Source organism: Kitasatospora sp. MY 5-36, assembly GCF_001182915.1.
GTDB lineage: Bacteria > Actinomycetota > Actinomycetes > Streptomycetales > Streptomycetaceae > Kitasatospora.
The window spans coordinates 1-25,001 of the sequence record NZ_LFVW01000156.1 but is presented as its reverse complement, the minus strand read 5'-3'; the positions used below and the strand labels follow the sequence as shown (position 1 = coordinate 25,001).

Annotated in this window: 27 protein-coding genes; 10 read left to right on the top strand and 17 right to left on the bottom strand. The window is 71.5% G+C overall.

All coding sequences use genetic code 11. The annotated features are described in order from the left end of the window. The first annotated feature begins 1 nt into the window (after position 1). Positions 2 to 544 carry an IclR family transcriptional regulator gene (locus tag AE652_RS11925; protein ID WP_049651260.1) on the top strand — a complete coding sequence of 181 codons (543 nt, stop codon included), beginning with the start codon at positions 2 to 4 and terminating at the stop codon, positions 542 to 544. A 97-nt stretch (positions 545 to 641) separates the two neighbouring features. On the opposite strand, the gene aspS is transcribed toward AE652_RS11925, so the two are convergent. Both aspS and AE652_RS11915 read right to left on the bottom strand, forming a co-directional pair. Next, positions 642 to 1,949 (bottom strand): aspartate--tRNA(Asn) ligase, encoded by a 1,308-nt coding sequence (aspS, locus tag AE652_RS11920; RefSeq protein WP_049651259.1) that lies wholly within the window; start codon positions 1,947 to 1,949, stop codon positions 642 to 644. A gap of 273 nt (positions 1,950 to 2,222) precedes the next feature. After that, positions 2,223 to 2,576 carry a UBP-type zinc finger domain-containing protein gene (locus tag AE652_RS11915; protein WP_049651258.1) on the bottom strand — a complete coding sequence of 118 codons (354 nt, stop codon included), beginning with the start codon at positions 2,574 to 2,576 and terminating at the stop codon, positions 2,223 to 2,225. 401 nt (positions 2,577 to 2,977) lie between these two features. Between AE652_RS11915 and AE652_RS11910 the strand changes: the two genes are divergently transcribed. Continuing rightward, on the top strand, positions 2,978 to 5,212 hold the full coding sequence (locus AE652_RS11910; protein ID WP_053112045.1) for a transglycosylase domain-containing protein: 2,235 nt from the start codon (positions 2,978 to 2,980) through the stop codon (positions 5,210 to 5,212). Between the two features lie 135 nt (positions 5,213 to 5,347). Continuing rightward, positions 5,348 to 5,782, top strand: coding sequence for a VOC family protein (locus AE652_RS11905; protein ID WP_049651257.1), 435 nt, complete (start codon positions 5,348 to 5,350; stop codon positions 5,780 to 5,782). A 59-nt stretch (positions 5,783 to 5,841) separates the two neighbouring features. Here the strand turns inward: AE652_RS11905 and AE652_RS11900 are convergent, their stop codons facing one another. The 8 genes from AE652_RS11900 to AE652_RS11865 form a co-directional block, all read right to left on the bottom strand. Next, on the bottom strand, positions 5,842 to 6,945 hold the full coding sequence (locus AE652_RS11900; protein ID WP_049651256.1) for a methyltransferase domain-containing protein: 1,104 nt from the start codon (positions 6,943 to 6,945) through the stop codon (positions 5,842 to 5,844). Further along, a complete protein-coding gene (gene tgmB, locus AE652_RS11895; RefSeq protein ID WP_049651255.1) occupies positions 6,942 to 7,916 on the bottom strand; it encodes an ATP-grasp ribosomal peptide maturase in 975 nt (324 codons plus the stop codon). The genes AE652_RS11900 and tgmB overlap by 4 nt, the downstream gene beginning before the upstream one ends. A gap of 1 nt (position 7,917) precedes the next feature. Further along, positions 7,918 to 8,256, bottom strand: a complete 339-nt coding sequence (locus AE652_RS11890) for a hypothetical protein (RefSeq protein WP_234348348.1) — start codon at positions 8,254 to 8,256, stop codon at positions 7,918 to 7,920. A 187-nt stretch (positions 8,257 to 8,443) separates the two neighbouring features. Further along, a complete protein-coding gene (locus tag AE652_RS11885; protein WP_234348347.1) occupies positions 8,444 to 8,986 on the bottom strand; it encodes a DUF5753 domain-containing protein in 543 nt (180 codons plus the stop codon). A 52-nt stretch (positions 8,987 to 9,038) separates the two neighbouring features. Then, complete coding sequence (locus tag AE652_RS11880) at positions 9,039 to 9,872, bottom strand: helix-turn-helix transcriptional regulator (protein WP_049651253.1); 834 nt, start codon at positions 9,870 to 9,872, stop codon at positions 9,039 to 9,041. Then, a complete protein-coding gene (locus tag AE652_RS11875) occupies positions 9,869 to 10,393 on the bottom strand; it encodes a DUF6879 family protein (RefSeq protein WP_049651252.1) in 525 nt (174 codons plus the stop codon). The genes AE652_RS11880 and AE652_RS11875 overlap by 4 nt, the downstream gene beginning before the upstream one ends. Beyond that, on the bottom strand, positions 10,377 to 10,568 hold the full coding sequence (locus AE652_RS11870) for a hypothetical protein (protein ID WP_049651251.1): 192 nt from the start codon (positions 10,566 to 10,568) through the stop codon (positions 10,377 to 10,379). Before AE652_RS11870 ends, AE652_RS11875 begins: the two co-directional genes overlap by 17 nt. A 238-nt stretch (positions 10,569 to 10,806) precedes the next feature. Further along, entirely contained in the window at positions 10,807 to 11,208 is a 402-nt protein-coding gene (locus tag AE652_RS11865; protein WP_049651250.1) for a hypothetical protein, read from the bottom strand. Positions 11,209 to 11,550: 342 nt separating this feature from the next. Here AE652_RS11865 and AE652_RS11860 point away from each other — a divergent pair, with 342 nt between their 5' ends. Continuing rightward, complete coding sequence (locus tag AE652_RS11860) at positions 11,551 to 11,937, top strand: hypothetical protein (RefSeq protein ID WP_049651249.1); 387 nt, start codon at positions 11,551 to 11,553, stop codon at positions 11,935 to 11,937. A 172-nt stretch (positions 11,938 to 12,109) separates the two neighbouring features. Here AE652_RS11860 and AE652_RS11855 read toward each other — a convergent pair whose 3' ends face one another. Next, positions 12,110 to 12,310 carry a DUF397 domain-containing protein gene (locus tag AE652_RS11855; RefSeq protein WP_049651248.1) on the bottom strand — a complete coding sequence of 67 codons (201 nt, stop codon included), beginning with the start codon at positions 12,308 to 12,310 and terminating at the stop codon, positions 12,110 to 12,112. Then, positions 12,303 to 13,169, bottom strand: coding sequence for a helix-turn-helix transcriptional regulator (locus AE652_RS11850; RefSeq protein WP_049651247.1), 867 nt, complete (start codon positions 13,167 to 13,169; stop codon positions 12,303 to 12,305). Before AE652_RS11850 ends, AE652_RS11855 begins: the two co-directional genes overlap by 8 nt. 227 nt (positions 13,170 to 13,396) lie before the next feature. Between AE652_RS11850 and AE652_RS46380 the strand changes: the two genes are divergently transcribed. Together AE652_RS46380 and AE652_RS11840 are read left to right on the top strand one after the other, a co-directional pair. Continuing rightward, positions 13,397 to 13,750 carry an ATP-binding protein gene (locus AE652_RS46380; RefSeq protein WP_159028430.1) on the top strand — a complete coding sequence of 118 codons (354 nt, stop codon included), beginning with the start codon at positions 13,397 to 13,399 and terminating at the stop codon, positions 13,748 to 13,750. Continuing rightward, entirely contained in the window at positions 13,747 to 13,998 is a 252-nt protein-coding gene (locus tag AE652_RS11840; protein ID WP_049651245.1) for a hypothetical protein, read from the top strand. Before AE652_RS46380 ends, AE652_RS11840 begins: the two co-directional genes overlap by 4 nt. 83 nt (positions 13,999 to 14,081) lie before the next feature. Here AE652_RS11840 and AE652_RS48985 read toward each other — a convergent pair whose 3' ends face one another. The 5 genes from AE652_RS48985 to hisC all read right to left on the bottom strand — a co-directional run bounded on the left by AE652_RS48985 (position 14,082) and on the right by hisC (position 19,614). Further along, positions 14,082 to 14,735 carry a DUF5666 domain-containing protein gene (locus AE652_RS48985; protein ID WP_049651244.1) on the bottom strand — a complete coding sequence of 218 codons (654 nt, stop codon included), beginning with the start codon at positions 14,733 to 14,735 and terminating at the stop codon, positions 14,082 to 14,084. Between the two features lie 12 nt (positions 14,736 to 14,747). Next, positions 14,748 to 15,959 (bottom strand): ABC transporter permease, encoded by a 1,212-nt coding sequence (locus AE652_RS11830; RefSeq protein ID WP_049651243.1) that lies wholly within the window; start codon positions 15,957 to 15,959, stop codon positions 14,748 to 14,750. Next, on the bottom strand, positions 15,956 to 16,819 hold the full coding sequence (locus AE652_RS11825) for an ABC transporter ATP-binding protein (protein ID WP_049651242.1): 864 nt from the start codon (positions 16,817 to 16,819) through the stop codon (positions 15,956 to 15,958). Before AE652_RS11825 ends, AE652_RS11830 begins: the two co-directional genes overlap by 4 nt. A 9-nt stretch (positions 16,820 to 16,828) precedes the next feature. Next, positions 16,829 to 18,211, bottom strand: coding sequence for an efflux RND transporter periplasmic adaptor subunit (locus tag AE652_RS11820; RefSeq protein ID WP_049651241.1), 1,383 nt, complete (start codon positions 18,209 to 18,211; stop codon positions 16,829 to 16,831). Between the two features lie 323 nt (positions 18,212 to 18,534). Beyond that, positions 18,535 to 19,614, bottom strand: coding sequence for a histidinol-phosphate transaminase (hisC, locus tag AE652_RS11815; RefSeq protein WP_049651240.1), 1,080 nt, complete (start codon positions 19,612 to 19,614; stop codon positions 18,535 to 18,537). Between the two features lie 342 nt (positions 19,615 to 19,956). On the opposite strand from hisC, the gene AE652_RS11810 reads away from it, so the two are divergent. From AE652_RS11810 to AE652_RS11795, 4 genes are all read left to right on the top strand, one after another. Then, positions 19,957 to 21,114 (top strand): LacI family DNA-binding transcriptional regulator, encoded by a 1,158-nt coding sequence (locus AE652_RS11810; RefSeq protein WP_074001983.1) that lies wholly within the window; start codon positions 19,957 to 19,959, stop codon positions 21,112 to 21,114. Between the two features lie 421 nt (positions 21,115 to 21,535). Then, on the top strand, positions 21,536 to 22,648 hold the full coding sequence (locus AE652_RS11805; RefSeq protein ID WP_082345671.1) for a metallophosphoesterase: 1,113 nt from the start codon (positions 21,536 to 21,538) through the stop codon (positions 22,646 to 22,648). A gap of 249 nt (positions 22,649 to 22,897) precedes the next feature. Then, positions 22,898 to 23,851 carry a hypothetical protein gene (locus AE652_RS11800; protein ID WP_049651238.1) on the top strand — a complete coding sequence of 318 codons (954 nt, stop codon included), beginning with the start codon at positions 22,898 to 22,900 and terminating at the stop codon, positions 23,849 to 23,851. Positions 23,852 to 23,989: 138 nt separating this feature from the next. Then, a partial coding sequence (locus tag AE652_RS11795) for a S9 family peptidase (protein WP_107086423.1) occupies positions 23,990 to 25,001 on the top strand: 1,012 nt, incomplete at its 3' end.

The following is a 25,001-nucleotide window of genomic DNA, read 5'->3' as shown; positions in this document are numbered from 1 at the left end:
CATGCAGGGCCGCTTCATCCTCGGCCCCCGCCTGTCCGAACTCTCCGCCGCCGCCGGCGAGGACCGACTGCTCGCCACCGCGGGCCCCGTCCTCACCCACCTGCGCGACGTCACCGGGGAGAGCGCGCAGCTCTACCGCCGCCAGGGCGAGATGCGCATCTGCGTCGCCGCCGCCGAACGACTCTCCGGTCTGCGCGACACCGTCCCCGTCGGCAGCACCCTGCCGATGAAGGCCGGCTCCGCCGCCCAGGTCCTCCTCGCCTGGGAAGAGCCCGAGCGCCTCCACCGAGGCCTCCAGGGCGCCCGCTTCACCGCCACCGCGCTCAGCGGCGTCCGCCGCCGCGGCTGGGCCCAGTCCATCGGGGAGCGCGAGCCGGGCGTCGCGTCCGTCTCCGCCCCCGTCCGCGGGCCGTCCAACCGTGTGGTGGCCGCCGTCTCCGTCTCCGGCCCCATCGAGCGGCTCACCCGCCACCCGGGTCGCCTGCACGCCCAGGCCATCATCGAGGCCGCCAACCGGCTCACCGAGGCCCTCCGCCGCAGCTGACCGCCGGGCAGCGCGGCCGGAACGCACGAACGGAACGGGCCGCGCCCGAGGAAAGGATCTCCTCGGGCGCGGCCCGTTCCGTCGTCCGGTCCCCCGCCTACGGTTCGAGGCGGTGCGGGCCCCGGAAGAGGAACGTCGCCTCGCGGATCGACGGCAGGCCGAGCGCCAGCATCAGCAGCCGGCCGAGCCCCAGACCGAGCCCGCCGTGCGGCGGGGTGCCGTAGCGGAAGCAGTCGAGGTACCCGGAGAGCGGGCCGGTGTCCATGCCCTTCTCCCGGGCCTGGGCGACGAGGCGGTCGTACCGGTGCTCGCGCTGGGCGCCGGTGGTGATCTCGACGCCCTTCCACAGCAGGTCGAAGGACTCGGTGACGGTCGGGTCGTCCTCCGGCCGCAGGTGGTAGAACGGCCGCACGGCGGCCGGGAAGCGGGTGACGAAGACGAACTCGTGCCCGGTCTCCTCGGCGATCAGGCCGCACAGCGCCCGCTCGCCCTCGGGGTCGAGGTCCTCCTTGACGCCCTCCGGGTCCCAGCCGGTGGCGCGGAGCCTGGCCAGCGCGTCGGCCATCGTGATCCGGGGGAACGGCAGTTCCGGGACGACGACCCGGGTGCCGAAGTGCTCGGCGATCGCCGCGCCGTGGCGCTCGGCCACGGCGGTCAGGACGCGGTGCAGCATCCGCTCCTCGAAGGCCATCACGTCCTCGACCCCGTCGACCCAGGCGATCTCGACGTCGACCCCGGTGAACTCGGTGGCGTGCCGGGAGGTGAAGGACGGCTCGGCGCGGAACACCGGCCCGATCTCGAAGACCCGGTCGATGCCGCCCGCGATGGCCATCTGCTTGTAGAACTGCGGGGACTGGGCGAGGTAGGCGGTCCGGCCGAAGTAGCCGACCTCGAACACCTCGGCGCCCGACTCGGAGGCCGTCCCCATGAGCTTCGGCGTGTGCAGCTCGGTGAAGCCCTCCTCGGCCGCCACCTCCCGCATCGCCCGCTCGACGGTCGTCTGGACGTCGAAGACCAGCTGCTGGGAGGGCCGCCGGATGTCGAGGAACCGCCAGTCCAGGCGCTGGTCGATCCCGGTCTTCTCGTCGATCGGCAGCTTCGGCTCGGCCGGCGAGACGACCTCCACGCGGGTCGGGACGATCTCCAGACCACCGAGCTTGACCTGCGGGTTGGCGACCACCCAGCCGGTGATCTTCACGGCGGACTCGACCGTCACGCCCTCGAAGGCGGCCTCGATGACGTCGTCCTCCCCACCCCGGAGGTGGGTGACCTGCACCAGACCGGTGTGGTCCCGGACCAGGACGAACTGGATGCGCCGCTGGAGTCGGAGCGTGTTCACCCACCCGTAGACGGTGACCGTCTCCTCCAGGTGCGCGGGCAGCTCGGCGACAAGGGTGCGCGTCATAACAGGGAACTCCCCGGGTTTGCGGGCGCGTTGGTCGCGCCACGTCGACGGGCGGTAAACGGCCGCCCTGGGCGCGTTCACCGTAGAGGATCAAGCCCGTGGGAGTCGCGGGGTTTTCCCTCGTGTCCGGGCGGACGGCGGACGGCGGCCGGGCGGACGGCGGACAGGGGTCGGCGGCCCCTGCGCGGTGCGAGGGGCCGCCGGAACGGTGCGGTCGCCGTCGGCCGACCGCCTCGTACGCGGAGGAGGCGGTGGCCGTCGCGGTGGGGATCGTCAGTGCAGCTGCGACTGCCAGTCGACGGGGACCCGGCCGGCCGGGCCCGGGGTGGGCTGGGTGACCGGGTGGGCGGTGGGCGGTGCCAGCGGCGGGCCCTCGTAGTACTCGCCGGTGTCCAGGTTCCAGAACCACTCCTCGCCGGGCTCGAAGCTGACCAGGAACGGGTGGCCGGCCTGGCGCGCGTGCTTCGTCGCGTGCTGGGCGGGGGAGGAGTCGCAGCAGCCGATGTGGCCGCAGGCCGCGCAGCGGCGCAGGTGGAACCACCATCCGCCGCCGGCCAGGCACTCCGCGCAGCCGTCGCCGCTGGGCACCGCGGCGGGGTCGATTCCCGGGATCGGCTCGCCGGTCATAGCTGCCTCCTCGGCTGGGCGGTCCGTCCCCACCAGCCTGGCCCGGCCGTGGCGGCGCTGCCAGTCCGGGGCACCTGACCGTCCGCGGCACTTGACCGTCGGGGGCACTTGACCGTCCGGGGCACCTGACCGTCCGGGCGCCGCAACCTTTCGGCCCGCTCACGGCATCAACCTGGTAGGGGGCGGGCCACGGGAGGGGCGCCGCAGACGGGGCGGACCAGGGCGGCCGGGGGCGGGGCGGGGCGGACCGAGTCGGAGGCCGGCCGCCGAATTCCCCCGAATTCATTCGGTACGTATGCGATTCACCCCCCGGGAATCGACCCCGGAGCCTGTTGCAGAGCCGTGACAGCCGCACGCGAAAAACCGTTCGACCGGAGACTTCCAAGGGTTAGCATTCCGGAATGGCATCGAACCTCCCCCCGATATGGAGTTCCTCCGAGAACGCGGACCTCCAGCCGTCCCGCAAGGCCCCGCTCCGGCTGGCCCGCCTCGGTGCGACCTTCCTGGGGGTGAGCGTCGTGTCCGGTGTGCTGCTGGCAGGCCTCGTCCTACCCGTCGCCGGCGGCATCGGGCTGACGGCCAAGAGCACGGCGGAGGGGTTCGAGGACGTCCCGTCCGACTTCAAGACCCCGCCGCTCACCCAGGCGACCCAGATCTTCGACGCCAAGGGCGGCCTGATCGCCAAGGTCTACGAGCGCGACCGCACCGTCATCACCGCCGAGCAGATGTCGCCGTTCATGCGCCAGGCCCAGGTCGACATCGAGGACGCCCGCTTCTACGAGCACGGCGCCGTCGACCTCAAGGGCGTCCTCCGCGCGATCAGCAAGAACGCCGAGAGCGGCACCGCCTCCCAGGGCGCCTCCACGCTGACCCAGCAGTACGTCAAGAACGTCAACGTCGAGCAGGCCGGCGACGACCGGGACGCCGTCCTGGAGGCCCAGCGCAAGACCCTGGGCCGCAAGATCCAGGAGCTCAAGGTCGCGATCAAGCTGGAGGAGGAGGTGCCGAAGGAGCAGATCCTCACCAACTACCTCAACATCACGTACTACGGGAACGGCGCCTACGGGGTCGAGGCCGCCTCCCAGCGCTACTTCAGCAAGAGCAACAAGGACCTCACCGTCGCCGAGGCGGCGACGCTCGCCGGGCTGGTCCAGAACCCGTCCCAGTACGACCCGAAGCTGCACCCGCAGGCCGCGCAGAACCGCCGCGACACCGTCATCGACAAGATGCTGGAGAACAAGCACATCACCGCCGACCAGGCGAAGGAGGCGAAGGCCGCCCCGCTGGGTCTGAAGTACAAGGACCCGCAGAACGGCTGCATCACCGCCCAGGCCGGCATGGGCTTCTTCTGCGACTACGTGCGCCACGTGGTCAAGCAGGACCCGGCCTTCGGCCAGAGCTCCGACGAGCGCAAGAAGTTCTGGAACCAGGGCGGCCTGAACATCTACACCACGCTGGACCCGGAGAAGCAGGCCGCCGCCCAGAACGCGGTGAGCAGCAACGTCCGGGTCACGGACAGCGTCTCCGCCGCCGCCTCCATGGTCGAACCCGGCACCGGCAAGATCCTCGCCATGGCCCAGACCCGCCCGTACGGCCTGGACACCAACCAGAACCAGACCGTCGTCAACCTCAACGTCGACGCGGCGATGGGCGGCGGCAACGGCTTCCAGCCCGGCTCCACCTTCAAGCCGGTCGTCGCGGCCGCGGCCCTGGAGGCGGGCCTGCCGGCGACCCAGGAGTACTCGTCCCCGAACAAGCTCGAGTACCCGACGATGAAGACCTGCGAGGGCACCTGGAAGAACGAGGCCCGGCCCAGGACGGTGGTGCCCAACGAGTCCGCGAGCGAGAAGGGCCCGTACCAGCTGAAGATGGCGATGGCCCTCTCGGTCAACACCTACTTCATCCAGATGGAGCAGGAGATCGGCCTCTGCGCGGTCAAGCAGATGGCCAACAAGCTCGGGATCACCACCAAGGCCAGCGGCAAGCCCCTGGAGGAGGTCCCCGCGATGGCCCTGGGCGTCGAGGAGATGAGCCCGCTGACCATGGCCAACGTCTACGCGACCTTCGCCGCCCAGGGCACCCACTGCGCCCCCGTCGCCATCAACCGGATCACCACCGTGGAGGGCAAGGACGTCCCCGTCCCGTCCTCCCAGTGCGAGAAGGCGTTCTCCGACTCGACGGCACGGGCGCTGAACACCGTCCTGAACGGCGTCACCGAGAACAACGGCACCGGCGCGGCGCTCAGCCTGGACGACAACCGCCAGATCGCCGGCAAGACCGGCACCTCGGACCGCAAGCGGGCCGCCTGGTTCAACGGCTACACCCCCCAACTCGCCACCGCCGTCTGGATCGGCGGCCCCCAGGGCGGCGTCGAGATGCGCAACATCACCATCAACGGGAAGTACCGGGCCGAGGTGTTCGGCGCCGACGGCCCCGGCCCGATCTGGCGGGACGCCATGAACCAGGCCCTGCGCGGCACCCCCAAGCAGTCCCTGCCGATGGCCGACATCCCCGACCCGGCCCCCCGGACCGACCCGAACAAGACCCCGTCCGGCACCGGCACCGGCGCCCCCGGGGGCCAGGCGACCGCCCCGGCGGGCCCGGCGACCACCACCGAGAACGACCAGCAGCCCTGACGCCGCGTTCCCCGCGCGTCGCCTCGCACGTCGCCCCGTCGAGCACCGGCTCGGCGGGGCGGCGTCGTTCTCTCCCCCCTGTGCGGTGCCGGAAATTGAGCGGTGTGACTTTCTTGTCATGGTTATGGTGGCCCGATGGCATCGATCAAGCAGTTCCAGGTCACCTTCGACTGCGCGGAGCCCGAGCGCGTCGGCCGCTTCTGGTGCGAGGCCCTGGGGTACGTCCCGCCGTCCACGCCGGAGGGGTTCGACACCTGGGACGACTACCAGCGCTCGCTGCCGCCCGAGAAGCGGGGCTCGTGGTTCGCCGCCAGTGACCCCACCGGTGTGGGCCCGCGCATGTACTTCCAGCGCGTCCCCGAGGGCAAGGTCGTCAAGAACCGGGTGCACCTCGACGTACGGGCCGGCACCGGCCTGGTCGGCGCGGAGCGCGTCGCGGCCCTGGAGGCCGAGTGCGCCCGACTGGTCGCCCTCGGCGCGACCCGCGTCCAGCTGCTGGTCGCCGACGAGGAGAACGAGTCGTGCCTCTCGATGCAGGACGTCGAGGGCAACGAGTTCTGCCTCGACTGAGCACCGCCCGGATCCCACAACTCCCTGCGCAGGAGTCGACATGGCCGACTCCTGTGCGCTCAGAGCGCCCAGCGGTTCACGCTGCCGTCCGGTGCCGAGTAGCTCACGAACTGCCCCTCCGGCCCGGCCTCGACCGTGAACCACTCACGGCGGGGGCGGTTCTGGCCCAGCCAGCTCCGGTGGGCGGCTTCGACCGTCCGCCAGAGGTCGCGGGGGCCGCTCCGGGCGACGGTGCCGCCGTGCGCGTGGGCGGTCGAACCGTCCGCGACATCGCGAAGGATGTGGCCGTCCCGGACGACGGTGGGACCGAGGTGGAGGTCGGCCCAGAACGCGAACCCCGGGTCGTCCAGGACGCGAGCACCGATCTCCGTCCTCCGGCTGTCCGCCTGCGGCTCCGGCACCCCCGGGGACGCGTCCCCTCCTCCGCGCAACGGCATGAAGGCCGCCGGACGGTGCAGGAACCGCCCGACCGCGCGCCCGTCCGACACCTTGGTGAGCCTGGCCACCGCGCCGCCCAGCGGAGCAACGATGAGGCCACCCGGCGCGCACTGGTCGAGCCACGCCCGGGGCACGCGACGGACACCACAGGTGGCGATGATCCGGTCGTACGGCGCCCCCGGCGGGTACCCGTCGGCGCCGTCGGCCCGGACCACGACGGGCGCGAAGCCGGCCTCGCCCAACCGGGTACGGGCGGTCGCCACCAGGTGCTCGGTGCGGTCGACGGTCGTGACGTGGGCCGCCCCCGCGAGGTGGCAGAGCAGAGCGGCGTTGTAGCCCGTCCCCGTCCCGACCTCCAACACCCGGTCCCCGGGCCGGACATCCAGCGCGTCCAACATGTCGGCCATCAGGCTCGGCAGCGTGGAGGAGGAGGTCGCCACCCCGCGGACGCCGTCCGGCCCGGCATCCTCCGCGTGCACGCCGCCCACCTCGGTGACCAGCACCCGGTCCGCGTACACCTCCCGCAGCCACCCCTCACCGGCCGGCCAGGGGCGGTGCACACCCCCTTCCTCCCGGCAGAACACCGGAACGAACGGATGCCGCGGCACATTGAGGAACGCCTCGACCACCCGCGAGGACAGCACCACGCTCACCCGCTCGATCTCCGAGGCCAACGCGACCCGCGCCCGCAGGAGTTGGTCTTCGCTGTGGAGGACAGTCGTCATGTCTGACGGACCCCTTCCAAGTAGTCGCAGATGGCAGCAGTGATGGGCAGGCCGGTCGCCTGCTCGATGAACCCGTACTGCCCGTTGGGATTCACCTCAAGGAACGTCCAGTCGCCCGAGGGAGACACGACGAAGTCGAAAGCGCCGTAGGGCAGTTCGAGCCTGCCCAGCATGCGACGGACAGCACTCGCCACCGCTGCGGGAGGATCGCAGGCCTGGTAGGTCAGGCTGTCGTAGTCGCTTCGCCAATCGACCTCCGCAGCTGCCGAGTTCGCGTGGATCTCGGCGGCGAACAGCCGCCCGTCGACGGCGGTGAGCCGCACTTCGTGGGCCTTGGGCACCCATTCCTGGAACAGGTGCGCCGTGGTACGGATCGACGGATCACCGGTGTCGGCCGTGCTCAGCACGCTCGCGTACACGGCGACCGACTGACCTCCGACCGTCCCGCGGATCGGCGTGAAGGGCTTGTAGACCACCGGAGCCCCGATGCCGTCCGCGAACTCCCGTGCGGCTTCCGGTCTGTTGGTGATCAACGTGCGCGGGACCCGAAGCCCCGACTCGGCCGCCACCCGGAGCTGGAACGGCTTGTACTCGGCATCGGCCGCGCGGCCCGGCGGCGGCAGCCACCGGCAGGGCAGCGCGGACAGCAGGCCGCCGAACCCTCGCCGCGCCTCGGCGGAGGCCACGCTGCGGGCCTCCGCCGACATCTCGGCGGGGAACTCCGGTGCGGTCGGGCGACGGTAGTAGACCGACCGCACAGCCGAGAGGTCGAGTGTCCGCCGTCCGGTCGCCAACGTCCCGGCCCAGCCGGACGCCCCGTCGAGGCCGGCCGCCAGGGCCAGCCTCGACGGGAACCACGCCGTGTCCGCCCGGAAGACGGGAGTTCCGCGCCGGTTCAGTTCCTCGATCACGAGGTCGGCGGTGGGATCGAAGGTCCCCGTCAGCACGAGGACGGCATCGGCGGTCGGCATCTCAGTCGTTGCTGCTTCCCGGGTCGTCCGGCGCGTCCATCTGCCCGGACGGCTGCGTCGGGCCGTAGGTCTTGGGCGGGGTGCTGGTCATGTAGACGCCGGGCGGGAGGCCCTCGTAGGTGCAGGTCTGCGTCTCGTCGTCGTAGCCGATGTCGGCGGGCAGGATCCCCCCGGCCCCGGTGACCGGGACGAGGAACCGGAAGGCGAACGGGCTCCCGGGCCCGCCCTCGCCGTCCAGCCCGGGCATCGGCGTCGCACCGGCGACGCCCATCGGCAGCCGGGACTCGGCGCGGTCGAAGACCGGCACGCCTCCCGGCCGGCTCAGAACGGTGGTGGACATGTGTGTACCTCCGCGTCGTCGCACTCATCGAGCAGTGGGCGCACGTCGGGTTCCCAAGCATTCTGGAATCCCTGCGGCTCCCATCATCGGACGAGCACAAATGTAGGGGCCAAACGCGGGTGGCCGGCAAGGATTTCCTGTTCGGTCAAAAATAGCCCGAACCACGAAACAGGCGATCCATGTATGACTATTGACGATACCGATCTCCCCACTCGGACAGCCGATCCCGGGCATCGCCGCCCCAGAGTGCATACCCTTCGAAGGATCGAAACTCCTTCAGATAATCCTCTACATCCTGCGACTCGCGGAACGCAAGCATTCCTGTCACAACTTCCACAGTGACCAGCGCCGAATCATAGATGGTGAACACGTTCAGCGGCCCCCGTGGTATGTGCCCTGCCATCGGGATGACACCGAGCCGAACATTCGGCAAGCGGGATACCGAAACCAGGTGGTCAAGTTGCATCGCCATGGCCCCTACCGGCAACAGCGGCCAGAGACAAGCCTGCTCGGTCAAGAGGAAGGTGAAGTGCTTGGTGGTGTCGTGAAGAACAGCCTGTCGCCCCAACTTCGCGGCAATGACCTTCGAATGGTCACCGGGAAGCGAAGCAAGACTGGCTTCGATGTACTCCGGCACCGCAAGCAGCCCAGTGACCATGGTCGGCAGGAAATACCGAAACTCGCTCGCGCCTCGCTCAAGTGCCGCCAACTCGTCTTGCTTCTCGTTCACGCCTAGCTGGCGTTGACTTCTTGAACCCTGCCATTCCACGCTCACGATGCACTCACCCCTGGCTTTTCCCCTCACTCAAATACTCGTCTCGAATGGTTTCGATCATTCGGCGCATCTCGTCACCGACCATGGCCGCAGCCGCGAATCCATCGAACTTGCGGACGTACAAATCGACATCCCGCGGATCGGTGACCGTCACCTCGGCGTGCACGGTCTCGACCGTCACCATGCGGTCGTCCCGGATGACGAAGGAGTGCGCCGGCACATCGGTCTGCGCTGCGGCCAGCGGAACGATCCGGACGTCGACATGGGAGAGTCGAGAAGCGGAGAGGATGCGGTCCAACTGCCCGGCCATCATCGCGGGCGGCACCAGACGCCAACGGAGGACCGGCTCGGTGATGACGAACCGCATGGTCTTCGTGGCGTCGTAGAGGGACTGTTGTCTGACAAGCCTCGCAGCGACCGCCCGCGCGAGCTGGTCCTCGCCGAGTTCCTTCCTCCCGAAGACCGCACGCACGTATTCCGGGGTCTGTAGGAGTCCGGGAACGAGAGAAGGCTGGAACACACGGAGAAGCCTCGTGGAGTCGTCCAGTGCCTTGATCTGCTCCTGCTTGCGGTGGTACCCGAGGCGCCGTACCAGACGCCAGGCGGTCGCCTCCGTGGCCTGTGCCCGCGCGGCAGCCATGTACTCGGACTTGACCTCGTCGGACACGCCTATGGCGGTGAGGATGCGGTCCACATCCACGACAGTGGGCGGCACCTTGCCGGTCTCGATCTTGCTCAGCTTGCTCGGAGACATGACGGCGCTGCGGGCCACGGCCTTGGCCTCCTTGCCGGAGGCCTGCCGCAGTTCCCGCAGCGCCGGTCCAAGCCGCGTTCTGTTCACCCGCTGTGCTCGGCCCACCATTCGGAGAACGGGACCGCTTGCGCCATCACGGTGTCCCGGTACACCTTGAACTCATCGACCCGGCCGCCTGTGCGGAAGTCGACACCGAGGTACTTGCCGTCGTCGTAGCTCATCGAGGCGGCAGTCTCGTCGTCGAAGAGCCAGAAATCCGGGGCTTCCGGGACGGGGTTCTGCCGGTCGGTGATGTCGAGGATGAAGAACTCCTCACCCACCGTCATGTTGCGGTGGTATCCCCACGCGAGTTCGAAGCGGAGGTAGTCCGTGAGCGGCCGCGAAAGGATGTGCACCCGGTACAGGCGCTTGCCTGCCTGGGTGGCCCGGGCCACTGTCTTGACCCACCCGGCGTTCTTGTAGTCGTCCGGCTGTTCCTCGCCGGCGAGGAAGGCCCGGTAGGCGTCGACTCCGCCGGACCGGCTGTAGTCGTCGAGCGTTTCGAGTCGGAACGCCTCGCGCTCGAACGCCGAGAACCAATCCCCGAGAGTCCTAGATGAGGTTGTCACGGACGGCCTTTCGAATGAGTTCGACGGGAACCTCGACCAGCATCTCGTGTGCCGGGATCTGGAGACCGTGTCCGGTCACGAGCTCGCCCTGGACGGCGAGGGTGCCCCGATCCGTCAGGTACAACGTCGGGCACTCGCCTTCGTCGCAGGAACCTACAAGCCGTGTCAGCTTCACCGTTGCCTCCTTGCTCGTCGGGTCTCCGAACGATGCTCTCGGGGTTTCGTCGGCCGGGGCAAGGCGTTTGTGTTGCCGGTACTGGAAACTGGACCGCTCTCGAACATGTGCCGCAAAGCATGGGCGAGTTGTCGGCCGGCGGCTCCTTGCGGGGAGCAAGGAGCCGCCGGGTAGGGCTACCGGCGCAGGAAGTCGGAACGGCCGACTTCCTGCGCCGAGTCGGGGTGGGAGTGGGGGTTCAGTCGGCGTTGGGGAAGGCGGCGCGCAGGGCGGGGGTGCGGGTGAGGATGGCGACGGCGAGGAGGGCGAGGGCGGAGAGGCCCTGAAGGACGGCGTACCAGGGCGGGCAAAGGCCGGGGATGAGGTCCACGGCGATGATGGCGATCGGCATCACGGTGGAGAGGGTGCGGACGCGGTCGAAGGCCTTGGCGGAGCCGTCGGCGGCGCGGGTGGCCAGCCGGTGGAGGTACGGGGCGACGGCAAGGAAGATGACGCCGCGGATCCACATGAACGGGGTCGTCGGGTGGCCGATGGACGCCATCACGGCGACCGTGCCGAGGACGATGGCGCCAGCTAGGCCGAAGAGCGTGATGCACTTCTTCACCGTGGTGAAGGTGGACTGGTGGGCCGTGGGCGCCATGGTTCTTTCCCCTCCGTGTCGTTGTGGGAACGACGCTACGGAGCGGACGCGCGGCCGAGTATGGGTCCAGCCCCACAAGGGGGTGGGTCCAGCCCCACTCCCAGCGAACCGTTCCGGAGGGAGAGCCGCCTCTACGGCGGGAGGGGCCGCCGGGGCGGAGGCGGTGCGTAGGAAGTCGGGCCGGCCGACTTCCTACGCAGGGTCTTATCGGGTTCTTGCCGGGAACCGGCAGGGGACCGGGCGGGATCTTGCGGGGTCCGGGCGGCGCGGGGCGGGGGCTGATCTGAATAGTGTGATCGTCAGTGGACGTGAGCGAACGTCCGTGATGTGGGGGGTGGGGGCATGACTCCACTGGGCCTGAGCGTGGCCACCTGGTGGTGGATCGTCGCGCTGACGACGGTGCTGTTCTGGGCGATGGCGATACCGCCGCAGGTGACCCGGCAGTACCGGATCATGGTTGCCCTGGCGCCGCTGGTCGGAGCGCTCTTCCTGGTCGGGCGCTCCCACATGAACGGGACGACCTCGGCCGGCGCGCTGTCGATGTACGCGCTGGCGATGCTGTCGCTGACGCTGGGGACGGCCGGGCACCTCGGGAGGATGGCGCGCCTGCAACTGGCGGCCGACGAGGCGGGCTACAGGGACGAAGTGCCGCTCACCTGGGGCTTCATGGTGCAGTTCTTCCTGTGCGTGACCGCGGGCTTCGTGGTGTATTTCGTGATCCAGCCGTAGGCACGGGAGAGGGACGGACCGCACCCCGGCCTGGATCGGGGGTCATCCGGTCCGGGACGCCGAACTGGTCGACGACGGAGTGGAGTTCGCGGCGGCAGGGTCGGGCCCCGACCACTTCTGAAGCACGCCGGCGGCCCCTTGCGGAGGAGCAAAGGGCCGCCGGAACGGTTCGCTAGGTGGTGGTGGCCAGGTGGTCGAACTCGCCCGCCTTCGCACCCTGAAGGAAGGCCGCGAACTTGACCTGGGCGGTTCGGACGATGACGTCGCCCTCGTCGGACTCCCGGAGCTCGATCACCCCCTGTGCGGCGCGAACTTCAACGCATTGAGAGTTCGCAGCCGAGTAGCTGGACTTCTGCCAGGTGAAGTTAGGCATTTTTGCTCTCCATGTCCTTCTTGATGGATTGAATGAACTCCCGGGAATCCTCTTCCGATAGGGCCGCCGAACCGATCCCGTCAAGCAGGGAGCGGAACTGGGCGATATGGGCCGGCGCGTCGAACAGCACGCTGTCGAGTCCGGAATCCATCTGTACTGTGCCGAGCTCAGGGATCGGGCCTTCGACATACGTGAAGTTCTCATGGTTGACCGGAAGAGTGTCCACATCGAACAGGACGACCCGGATGGAGATGGTCGACCGCTCGGAGTCCTCGATGAGGCCACCAAGCTGCTCGGCTTGGACCTTGGGCCCGCTGAACTGCATACGTAGCGCGGCCTCATGGATGAAGGCCGAGTACGGAGTCTCACCAGAGCGGACCACGTCCTGCCGCCGCATGCGGAAGGCAGTCCTCAGGTCAACTTCGTGCTGGGGAAGGAGCGGGAACCCTCGGGCAAAGACCGCAGAAGCATAATCAGCCGTTTGGAGCAACCCGGGGATGAAGGCCATGGTGTAGGTGGACAGCGCGTGGGCGCGATTCTCCATCTCGGCCATCTCGAGGAAGTCCTGCGAAAGGTTCCCCCGGTACTCCTCCCACCAGCCTCCCTTGTCGCGGTCCGTGATGATGTCCGCGAGCGCGTCGATCAGGGGCTCGTTGACGCACATGCACAACGCCGCGATCGTGCGCAGGCGTTCGACGCTGATGCCGGTCTTGCCGCTCTCCATCTGCGTCACGTGGGCGGGGTTGATGCCCAGTGCGCGGGCGAGCTGGCTGCCGCCGAGGCCGGCCTGTTCCCGCATCCTGCGAAGTTCGGCACCCAACCGCAACTGGCGAAGCGTCGGGTTCGATCGAAGGGCCATGGGACCAGTCTGCCAGCCCCGTTCGGGGGAACTTCTCGTGGATCGCCACAAATCTGTGGCGCCTCACGCTATCGTCACCCTCAGAACGATCCGATGGACCGTCAGACACGCCTTGGTTCAGGGCAGTAGGCGCCTGCTGCCCTCCGGCCGAAGAGCGGCCACGCCCTGGTCCGGCTCGCGGCTCTCCCCCTCCACACCCATACCTCTCGGAGGTTCCCGTGTGCACCTTGAACACCCCCTCCCTCACCCTCACCCGGCAGGCCCTGCGGAGCGCCCTGACCCGCGCCTCCTGGGACACCGAGACCATCTTCAACGCCGAACTCGCCCTCGGCGAACTCATCGTCAACGCGTGGCGGCACGCCGGTACCGCCTCGCCCGTCGTCTACTTCTCCCTCGACATCGACACCCTCCGGGTCTGCGTCGCGGACGAGAGCGCCCTGCTCCCCCACGAGAAGCCCCTCTCCCTGCTCGCCGAGTCCGGCCGGGGCCTCCAGCTCGTCGCCGGGCTCACCCACCGCTGGGGCGTCGACCCCCAGGAGCGTGGCAAGACGGTCTGGTACGAGCTGGACTCCGCCGCGTGACCCGCGAACCGATCGCCCCCGACGACCCCCGGATGCGGAACTTCGCCGCCCCGCACATCACCGGCCTGCTCGGGGAGTTGCACCGTCGGGGCCTCCCGTACGGGCTCCTCTGGGGCTCGGCCTCGGCCGGCGAGACGATCCTCGACGGGCGTCTCCTGGTCGACTTCGGCAACGCGCCCGTGAGCACCCTCGTCAACCTCCTCCACCTGCTGCGGGACCTGGACCGGGAGGCGGCGTGGGAGCGGTGAGCCTCCTCGAACCGCGCTGAACACATGCGAAGGCCCTCGCCCACCGAAGGGGCGAGGGCCTCGCGGCGTCCGTCGGCTCCGGGTCAGCCGCCGGACGGGTTCCTGGGGGCGCCGCCACCGGCACCGCCGCCGAAGCCACCACCACCGAATCCGCCGGCGGCGCCTTCGACCAGCTGGCTGGCGGTGTAGCCGCCGTTGGCGTCGGGGGTGCCGACGACCGTCACGCTCTGGCCGGGCTGCAGGTCCCCGACCTTGCCCTCCTTGTTGAGCTGGACCTTCGTCGCGTCGCCGGTGGTGACCTTGATGGTGTTGCCGTTGGTGTCGGTCAGGTAGACCGTGTTGCCGTCGACGGCCTTGACCGTGCCCCGGGCGAAGCCGGCCTGCCCGCCCTGCCCCTGCCCGCCCTGCCCAGCGCCCTGCCCGCCGCCCTGGCCCCCACGGCGGGAGCCGCCCTGCCCCTGCCCGTAGCCACCTCCCTGAGCAGCAGCGGCGGCAGCCGGCCGGGCGGAGGACTTCCCGCCGCCCGTCGGCCCGTTGTTCTGCTGGTACCAGACCCCGCCCGCGAACGCCCCGGTGGCGATCACGCCGCCCGCCAGCAGCAGGCTGAGCCAGGGCAGCTTCCGCCTCGGCGGCGCGGCCAGTTCGGCGCTCACGTCCCGCGCGTCCGGCGGGGTGGCGAGGAGGGCGACCTGCTCGGCGGGGGTTCCGGGCCCGACGGTGGCGATCTCTTTGCTCATGACAGTGGAGTCCTACTCGTGCCGGAGGGCGTCGATCGGCCGCAGCGAGGCGGCCCGGTTGGCGGGGTAGCTGCCGAAGAACAGCCCGATGGCGACGGCGATGGCGAAGGCGCCGAGCACCGATTCGGGGATCACCACCGGCGTGATGCCGACGATGCTGAAGTGCGAGCCGGCGATTCCGGCGGCCACGCCCAACCCCGCGCCGATCACCGAGAGCAGCGTCGACTCGGTGAGGAACTGCCCGAGGATCACCGCGCGCGGGGCGCCGAGCGCCTTGCGGATGCCGATCTCCCTGGTCCGCTCGGTGACCGTCACCAGCATGATGTTGGTGATCCCGATCCCGCCGACCAGCAGCGAGATCGCGGCCACCGCGCCGAGCAGCACGGTGAAGGTCTTCGTCGTGCTCTCCCTCGCGGTGAGCAGTGAGGCCTGGCTGGTGATCCGGAAGTCCGCCTTGGCGGGGTCGGCGATCGCGTGCGTGCCGAGCAGGCCGCGGGTGATCTCGGACTGGGCGGCCGTGGTGCTGTCCGCGTTCGCGGCCTGGACCAGGATCTGGTTGACGGAGCCGAAGCCGGTGAAGGCGTTCTGCACCGTCGGGAGCGGGGCGATGACGACGTCGTCCGGGTCGGTGAAGCCGCTGCCGCCCTTGGCCTGGAGCACGCCGACCACGGTGAACGGCGTGCCGCCGAGGACGACCGACTTGCCGACCGGGTTCTCGGTGTCGAACAGCTGCTTGGCCGTCGTCGCGCCGAGCACCGCGACCTTGCGCGAGTCGAGCACGTCGTCGTCGGTGAAGTACTCGCCGTGCGCGACCTTCTGGTTGGCGGTCTCGAAGTACGACGGGTAGGTGCCGACGATCGAGCCGGGGCTGTACGAGATGTTCCCGTACAGCGCGGTGCCGCTGGTGGTGACCACCGGGGCGACCGACCTGATCGCCCCCGCGTCGGTGTCGCTCGCCAGCGCCTTGGCGTCGGCGACCGTCAGCTTCTTCACCGAGGAGGTGGCCCGGGAGCCGCCGTTGGCCGAACCGGAGCTGACCGTCAGGGAGTTGGTGCCGAGCGAGGTGATCGAGTCCTTCACCGCCACCGACGAGCCGTTGCCGACCGCCAGCAGCAGGATCACCGAGGCCACGCCGATCAGCACGCCGAGCATGGTGAGCGCCGAGCGCACCTTGTTGGCGGCCAGGCCGCCGACCGCGAAGCGGAGCGTCTGCCAGAGGATCACGCCGGCACCTCCGCGCCCGCCACGCCGGCCGCGCCCGCCGGGCCCGCCGGGCCCGCCGCGAGCTCCGTGTAGGCCGCGTCCAGGAAGGGCGGCGGCCCCTCCACGGGCGCCTGCCGCAGATCGCTCACGATCTGCCCGTCGACCAGTCGCAGCACCCGCTTGGCGTGCCGGGCGACCTCGTCCTCGTGGGTGATCAGCACGACCGTGCGGCCGGTGGCGTTGAGCCCGTCGATCAGGGCCAGCACCTCCTCCGTCGAGCGGCTGTCGAGGTTGCCGGTCGGCTCGTCGGCGAGCAGCATCGCGGGCGCCGTCACCAGGGCCCGCGCCACCGCGACGCGCTGCTGCTGGCCGCCGGAGAGCTCGTTGGGCTTGTGGCCGGCCCGCTCGGCGAGCCCGACCAGCGACAGCGCGGCCATCGCCCGGCGGCGCCGCTCGGCGGTCCGGACGCCCGCGTAGGCGAGCGGCAGCTCGACCTGGGCGAGGGCGGTGGTGCGGGGCACCAGGTTGAAGGACTGGAAGACGAAGCCGATCTTGCGGTTGCGCACCAGTGCGAGCTGCTGCTCGTCCAGGTGGCCGACGTCGGTGCCGTCGAGGAGGTAGCGGCCGGCGGTCGGGACGTCCAGGCAGCCGAGGATGTTCATCAGGGTGGACTTGCCGGAGCCGGAGCTGCCCATCACGGCGACGAAGTCGCCCTGTTCGATGTCCAGGCTGACGCCCCGCGGCGCACCGGTCTCCGGGTCGGAGGGGCCGCGCAGCGCGTGCACGGTGGCGTCGCCGTGCCCGTACGCCTTGGTGAGCCCGCGGATGCGGATCACCGGGACGGGGTGCGCGGGGACGCGCTTGTCGATGACGTGACGCATGCTCACGAGTCAGCCCTTGCCGCCGCGACCGGCCCCGGCACCGGCGCCGCCACCGCCACCGGAACCGCCCGGGAAGACCCCGCCGCCGGCCCCGCCCCGGTTGCCGCCGAGGCCCGGGAAGGAGGCGTTCGGGAAGCCGTTCCCGCCGCTGGTGGTGGGGAGTTCGACCTTGTCGCCCTCCTTCAGCCCGGAGACCACCTGCACCGTGCTGTCGCCCTCGACCCCGACCCCGACGGTGACCCGCTCGGAGGCGCCGTCCGGCTGCACCAGGGTCGCGGTGCGCGAGGTACCGGTGCCGGACAGCGCGGAGGTGGGCAGCGAGAGCGCGTTGTCGGCCTCGCCGGTGATCACCTGGACGGTGGCGCTGAGGCCGGTGCGCAGCGTGCTGGTGTCGCCGGTGATCTGGAGCGTGGCCGCGTACTGGACGGCGGCGGAGCCGGCCGCGCCGCCGGAGCCGCTGCCGGTGGGCAGCGAACTGACCGACAGGACCGTCGCGTTGAGCTTGGTGTCGGACTGCGCGTTCAGGGTGACGGTGGCCGCCTCGCCCTTCTTCAGCTTGAGCGAGTCGAGCTCGGAGAAGTTCGCGGTGACCTGCATCCCGGTCGGGTTGGTGAGCACGATGAAGCCGCTCGGGGCGGCCGCCGAACCCGTGCCGGTCCCGGTGGACTTGCCGGAGGAGGACGAGGCGGAGGCGCCGGAGCCGGTGGCCCCGACGGTGTCGCCGACCTTGCCGGAGACCGAGGCGACCGTACCGTCCACCGAGGCGGTCAGGGTGGTGCCGGCCAGCGCCGCCTGGGCGTTGGCCAGGTTGGTCTGCGCGGTGGCGACCTGCTGCTGGGCCTGGGCCACGGCCGCGTCGTCGACCTTGGTGGTGGTGACGGTGGTGGTCTGCGGGGCGGGCGTACTGCTCCCGCCCGCCCCGCGTCCACCGCTGCCGGCCCCGCCGCCGGGGGTGGCGGCGGAGGTGGCGCCCGGCAGCTGCTCGGTGGTCGTGGTGGTGACCCCGGCCTGGGCCTTGGTGAGGTTGGCCTGGGCCGTGGTGAGCGCGGCCTGGGCCGCGTCCACCTGCTGCTGGGCCGCCGTGGTGTCGACGGTGGCGAGCACCTGGCCCTTCTGCACGGCGTCCCCGACCGCGACCTTCACCGCGGTGAGCTTCCCGCCGGTGGTGAAGTCCTGGGCGGCGTCGGTCGGTGAGACCAGGGTGCCGGTTCCGGACACGGTGGCCAGGACGGTGCCCTTGGACACCGTGGCGGTACGGGCCGCGGGCTTCGCGGAAGCCGGGCCCGAGCTGCCGCTGACCGTGGCGTACACCAGGGCGGCGCCGCCCAGCAGGGCCACGCCGAGCGCGGAGTTGACGAGGACGGCGCCTCGCCGCCGTGGGAGCACCTTCATGGCGGACAGCTTCCCGGCGGGCTCTTGCGTCGTGCTGGGCGGCGGCTGGGAGAAGCCTGACCGGCCGGATCCGGGCATTGCGGACAGAACACCCGTCCCGTGCGGGCGCCTTGGCCGTCCCGTGGGCGGCCGTTGGGCGAACTCCCAGCGGGCTCCCAGCGATCTCCAGCCATCCGGGAGGGCGTTCTGAGGACGTTCTCACGGAGGCGCGAGGAGCTGCCGGGAGCTCCGGGGAGGCGCGCGGCGCCACGCGGCACCCGCGCGGGAACGCCGCAGGGGCGCGCCGGAGGACCGACGCGCCCCTGCGGGCCCCGAGGGAAGAGTCAGAGCGACTTGCGGAAGGCCTCCGCCACCGCCAGGAAGATCGAGTTGCCCTCGGCCTCGCCGATCGACACCCGCACGCCCTCCGGGAACGGCCGCACGATCACGCCGGCCTCGGCGCACGCGGCGGCGAACTCCTGCGAGCGGTCGCCGAGCCAGAGCCAGACGAAGTTGGCCTGCGAGTCCGGGATCTCCCAGCCCTGGGCGCGCAGCCCGGCCACCACCCGGGTGCGCTCCTCGACCAGCGCCTCCACCCGCTCCAGCAGCGCCTCCTCGGCGCGCAGCGAGGCGACGGCCGCGTCCTGGGCGAGCCGGCTCACGCCGAACGGGGTGGCGACCTTGCGCAGCGCGGCCGCCACCGGCTCGTGCGCGATCGCGAAGCCGACCCGCAGGCCCGCCAGGCCGTACGCCTTGGAGAAGGTGCGCAGCACGCAGACGTTCGGGCGGTCCCGGTAGAGGTCGATGCCGTTGGGCACCTCGGGGTCGCGGATGAACTCGATGTAGGCCTCGTCGACCACGACCAGGACGTCGGCCGGGACGGCGTCCAGGAAGCGCTCCAGCTCGGCGCGGTGGATCACGTTGCCGGTGGGGTTGTTGGGGTTGCAGACGAAGACCAGCCGGGTGTTCGGGGTGATCGCGGCGAGCATCGCGTCCAGGTCGTGGTCGCCGTTCGCCTTGAGCGGCACCGGGACGGGGGTGGCCCCGGCGACGGTGGCGACGATCGGGTACGCCTCGAAGGAGCGCCAGGCGAAGATCACCTCGTCGCCCGGGCCGGCCGTGACGAGCACCAGCGACTGGGCGATGCCGACCGAGCCGGTGCCGGTGGCGATGTGCTCGGCGGGCACCCCGAAGCGCTCGGCCAGCACCGAGGTCAGCTCGGTGACGCCCATGTCGGGGTAGCGGTTGAACGAGCCGGCCGCCTTGACCGCCGTCTCCAGCACGCCGGGCAGCGGCTCGTAGGGGTTCTCGTTCGAGGACAGCTTGTAGGCGTCGGCGCCGGCCGGCTTGCCGGGCTTGTACGTGGGGATGCCGTCGAGGGTCGGCCGCAGCCGCGGGCCCTGCGCTGACGTACCACTGCTCACGGTCGTACTCCGTTTCCAGTTGCGGAACTCTCCGGTGCGCTCGCCCGCCACGGACGGGGTCGCCGCCGTGCCCGGGACCTCGTGACGCGTCCGGACCACCCCGGTCGGGTGCCTTGCACGATACCGACCGCCCTCACCCGTAGGAGTGAGATGCCCGGTCGGGTTACAGGCGCAGATCAGCCATTCTGCCCGGTTCCTTTGGCACATGTCAGAGGTAAGAGGCCTGGTTTCAGGCGGGTATCGAAGGGGCGCACCCCGGCTCACTCGTGGAGAAACGTATCTTTGCGGGCTCCCGATGCGCCGGTCACAGACCCTTGTCAGGAGCCATACGATCGGTCCGCCATGACAGCAGCAGCCAACCAGAGCGGTCGGCGTCCCACCACCTCACGGCGTCTGGAGCGGGCCGGCATCCGGGATGTGGCAGCAGCCGCCGGAGTGTCGATCACCACTGTCTCCGATGCGCTGAACGGGAAGGGCCGCCTGCCCGACGAGACCCGCAGCCGGGTGCGCGAGGTCGCCGAGCGCCTCGGCTACCGCCCCTCCGCGGCCGCCCGCACCCTGCGCACCGGACGGTCCGGCCTGATCGGCCTGACCGTCACGACCTACGGTGAAGAGCCGTTCACCTTCACCGAGTTCGCGTACTTCGCCGAGATGGCCCGGGCCGCCACCAGCGCCGCCCTCGGCCGCGGCTACGCGCTGGTGGTGCTGCCCGCCTCCTCCCGCCACGACGTCTGGGGCAACATCGCCCTCGACGGCACCGTGGTCATCGACCCGCCCGACCAGGACCCCCTGGTGAGCGAGCTGTACCGGTCCGGCGTCCCGGTGGTCAGCGACGGCAAGCCCGGCAACTGCCCGGTCACCGCCTGGGTCGACAACGACCACGAGGCCGCCGTGCTCGGCATCCTCGACCACCTCTCCGAGGCCGGCGCCCGCCGCATCGGCCTGCTCACCGGCACCAGCACCGACACCTACACCCGGCTCTCCACCGAGGCCTACCTCGGCTGGTGCGCCAAGGTCGGCCAGGAGCCGGTGTACGAGACCTACCCGGCGCACGACCCGGCCGCCGGCGCCGTCGCCGCCGACCGGCTGCTCGCCCGGCCCGACCGGCCGGACGCCGTCTACGGGCTGTTCGACCCCAACGGCACCGACCTGCTGGCCGCCGCCCGCCGGTACGGCCTGCGGGTGCCGGACGACCTGCTGCTGGTCTGCTGCAGCGAGAGCGACGTCTACGCCACCACCGAACCGCCGATCACCACGCTCTCGCTCAAGCCGCGCAAGATCGGCACCACCGTGGTCAACCTGCTCATCGACGCGATCGAGGGCGTGGACTCCGGGACGGGCGTCGACATCGCCCGGCTCTTCCCGCCCCGGTTCCGCACCGCCGGCACCGGGCCGCCGCCGGGCACCCTGATGCCGACCGAACTGATCGTCCGCGCGTCCTCCCAGCGCCGGAGTCCGCGCACCACCGTCAGCCCGCCCCGGTCGCCGGGCGAGGTTTAGACCACCGCGCCGCGGCGGCCCCGGGACCGGGCCGCCGCGCCCGGGCAGAGCTGACGAGACCGTACCGAGCCGGGACAAAACGGACCTTGTGGGGCCGCCCGGCTGACGCTCCGGAGGATTGGATACCCACCAGGTGACGACGCCGGGAGAGTGGTCTTCCTATGATGGGCGAATGACACCCGAGGACCGCTTCCCCGGGCCTGAGCCCCCCCCCTCAGGCCCCCGCCACCAGCCGGACCTCGACGTGCTGCCGTACGGCACCTATTACGAACCCGATCCCTCCACCGGCTACCCCGCGGCCCCGTACGACGGGGAGACCCACGACGGGGAGACCTACAGCGGCTACGGCGGAGCCCGCTACCTGGAGCAGCACTGGCCCGCCGACGGCCAGGGCCACACCGTGCACGCCCAGGGGATCGGCATGGACCACAGCCCGGCCTTCGCGCAGCAGGGACAGGGCGGCTACGAGAACGGACCGGGGTACGAGGGGGGCCAGGAGCAGGGCGGGTACGACGGTCAGGAGCAGAACGGGTACGAGGGCGGCCAGGAGCGGAGCGGGTACGAAGGCCAGGACCAGGGCGGCTACGAACCCACCCTGCCCGACCAGCCCTCCCCGGCGCTCCAGCTCGCCGGCCGCGACGACCCGCCGACCATCGAGCTCGGCCCGCCGCTGCCCGACCCCGCCGCGCCGACCTACCCGTACCCGGCCCCCGGCCCCGGCGAGCCCCCCGGCCCGGTCTACGTCGTCGGCGACGTCCACGGCTACCTGGAGGAGCTGCGCGCCGAGCTGCGCCACCAGGGCCTGATCGACGCCGACGGCCACTGGTCCGCCGGCCGCGCCCGGATCTGGTTCCTCGGCGACTTCACCGACCGCGGCCCCGACGGCATCGGCGTCATCGACCTGGTCATGCAGCTGGCCGCCGAGGCCGCCGCGGCCGGCGGCTACTGCCGCGCCCTGATGGGCAACCACGAACTGCTCTTCCTCGGCGCCGCCAAGTACGGCGACGAGCCCGTCCAGTCCACCGCCGGCACCGCCTCCTTCCTCGCCGCCTGGCGGCTCAACGGCGGCCAGCAGAACGACCTGGACCGCCTGGAGGCGCACCACATCAGCTGGCTCTCCCGGCTCCCCGCCATGGCGGTGGAGGACGGCCACCTGCTGCTGCACTCCGACACCACCGCGTACCTGGAGTACGGCGAGTCCATCCCCGACGTCAACGACGCGGTGCACAGCCTGCTCGCCGACGGCAGCGTGGACGAGTGGTGGGACTGCTTCCGCCGCTTCACCAAGCGGTTCGCCTTCCGCGGCGAAGCCGGGCCGCTGGCCGTCCACGAGCTGCTGGACACCTACGGCGGCAGCCGGATCGTGCACGGGCACAGCCCGATCCCGTACCTCACCGGCGCGGTGCACAACGACGACGGCCAGCCGCCGCACATCCCCGGGCCGTACGTGTACGCGGACGACCTCGCGGTGGCGATGGACGGCGGCGTCACCATGGAGGGGCGGCTGCTGGTCGCCCGGCTGCCCATCGGCTGACCGCCCGGCCGTACGCCAACTGATGCCAGGCATAGAACAGTTGTTCCCGGCGCCCGAACCGTCGCACGCGCGCGTCCGGGGGCGCGAAATTCCGGAAACCGACTGTCAGCCCGGGCGTGCCCGCCCCTACCATGAGGCACACCACACCCGGCCGCCCGTCCGGCGGCCCGCCTCCGCGCCCGTTTCGGCGTCCTGAGGGCCGTGCGCCCCCGGGGCGGAGCGAACGGGGTCCGCACGAACGGGGTCCCCATGACCAACCCCCCGCCCCTGCTCGCCGAGGACCGCCCGGAGTACGAGCGCCTCCTCACGGAAGCCCTGCGCGACCGCACCGTCCTCACCGCCCTGCGCGCACCCGGCGCGCTCGCCACCGCCGAACTGCGCCTCCGCGCCCTGCGCGACGCCGACCGCGTCAACGCCGCGGCCGCCACCGAGTACGCCCACTACACCCGGCTGCGCGAGGCCCTGCACAGCACACCCCCGCCACCGCCCGGCGGCGAACCCGCCAACCCCGGGCTGCTCACCCAGCTGCGCACCGGCGGCGGCGGAGGCGGACCGTTCCCCGTCCTCACCGTGCTCACCCCAATCCTGGCCTGGGCCGCCGCCCTGTTCCTGCTGCTGATCGGCTACCTGCTGCGCGCCGCCGAGCCGGGCCTCGCCCTCGCCGGCTCCCTGGTCACGGCCGGCTGGGTGGCGCTCGCCGCCGGGGTCGCCGCGATGGCCATCGGCATCATCGGGCTGCTGCTCACCGCCCTGCGCGACGGCGCCGCCACCGCCCCGGCCGGCACCGACCCGGAGCTCGCCGCCGAACTCGGCGACGCCCACGGCGAATGGCGCACCGCGCTGCGCGAGCGCGGACTCCTCCCGTACCTGCTCGACGCGCTGCCGCCGGTGCCGACCCCGGCGACCCGACCCGGCGTCAGCCGCCCCGACGGCACCGGTCCCGACTTCAGCAGCCCGGACTTCACCGGCCCCGGCTACAGCTCACCCTCGTTCACCAGCCCCGGCGCCGAAGGACTGACCGACCGCGAGGGCCGCGTCCCCCGCCCGGCCGGCTTCACCCCACCCGACTTCACCGGACCCGGGTACACCCCACCCGACTTCACCGGGCCCGGCGCCGAAGAACTGACCGACCGCGAGGGCCGCGTCCCCCGCCCGGCCGGCTTCACCCCACCCGACTTCACCGGACCCGACGAGGTCCGCTGAACCCTCCGCTCCCCGGTCGGCGCCCCCGGACCGGGGGACATCCCCACCCCCGGTCCGGGGGCGGCCACCATCGTCCCGGGCCCCGCTGCCCGCCAGGCTGGAACCCACGAGTGGAGCACGACCCGGGGGAGACCAGCGATGCGCACCGGACCCGTCCGACCGGCCCGAACCGGACCGGCCCTGCTGCTGGTCACCGCCCTGCTGGCGGCCCTGCTGGGGCTGCTCCCCGGCGTCGGAGCCGAAGCAGCCGCAGCCGAGGCGGCGGGCGACGCGCCCGCGGCGGGCGATCCGGTCCCCAGCCCGGTCGACTTCACCGGCGCCGGCGGCACCGTCCTGCACGGCCTGGTGCTGGCCGTGCCCGGCGCGAAGGCCGGCACCCCCGGCCCGGGGCTGGTCATGCTCCCCGGGGCCGGCCCGGGCCCGCTCGCCGAGCTGCGGGCCGCCGCCGAGTCGTACGCGCGGCACGGCGTCACCGTCCTCGTCTTCGACAAGCGCACCGACGGCTACTCGACGACCCACCGGGACTACGGGCAGCTGGCCGACGACGCCCTGGCCGCCGTCCGGCTGCTGCGCGCCCGGCCGGAGGTCGCCCCGGACCGGGTCGGCCTGTGGGGCCTGTCCGAGGGCGCCTGGGTGGCCTCGCTCGCCGCCACCCGCACCACCGAGGCGGCGTACCTGGTCACCGTCGGGGCGGTCGGCCTCACCCCGGCCCGCCAGCAGGCCTGGGCGTACCGGGGCTACCTGCGCCACGCCGGCGTCTCCGGCTCGCTGGTCACCGCCCTCTCGGACACCTCCGTCCGCCTGCTCTCGGCGGCCGGGCTCTTCCCGGAGGCCGACTACGACCCGGTGCCGGTGTGGGAGCGGGTCCGGCAGCCCGTCCTGGCCGAGTGGGGCACGCTCGACCGCGAGGCCGCCCCCGAGGAGAGCGCGACGATCATCCGCCGGGCCCTCGACCGCGGCGGCAACACCCACTACACGCTGCGGACCGTCCCCGACGTCCGGCACAACCTGCACCTGACCCGGGACGACGGCTACGACCGGCCCGACCTGCTCCCCGCCGACTACGCCGGGACCGAGTCCGCCTGGATCCAGCGGCTCGCCACCGGCCTCCCCGCCGCCTCCGCCAGCGCGATCGGGATCGACGCCGACG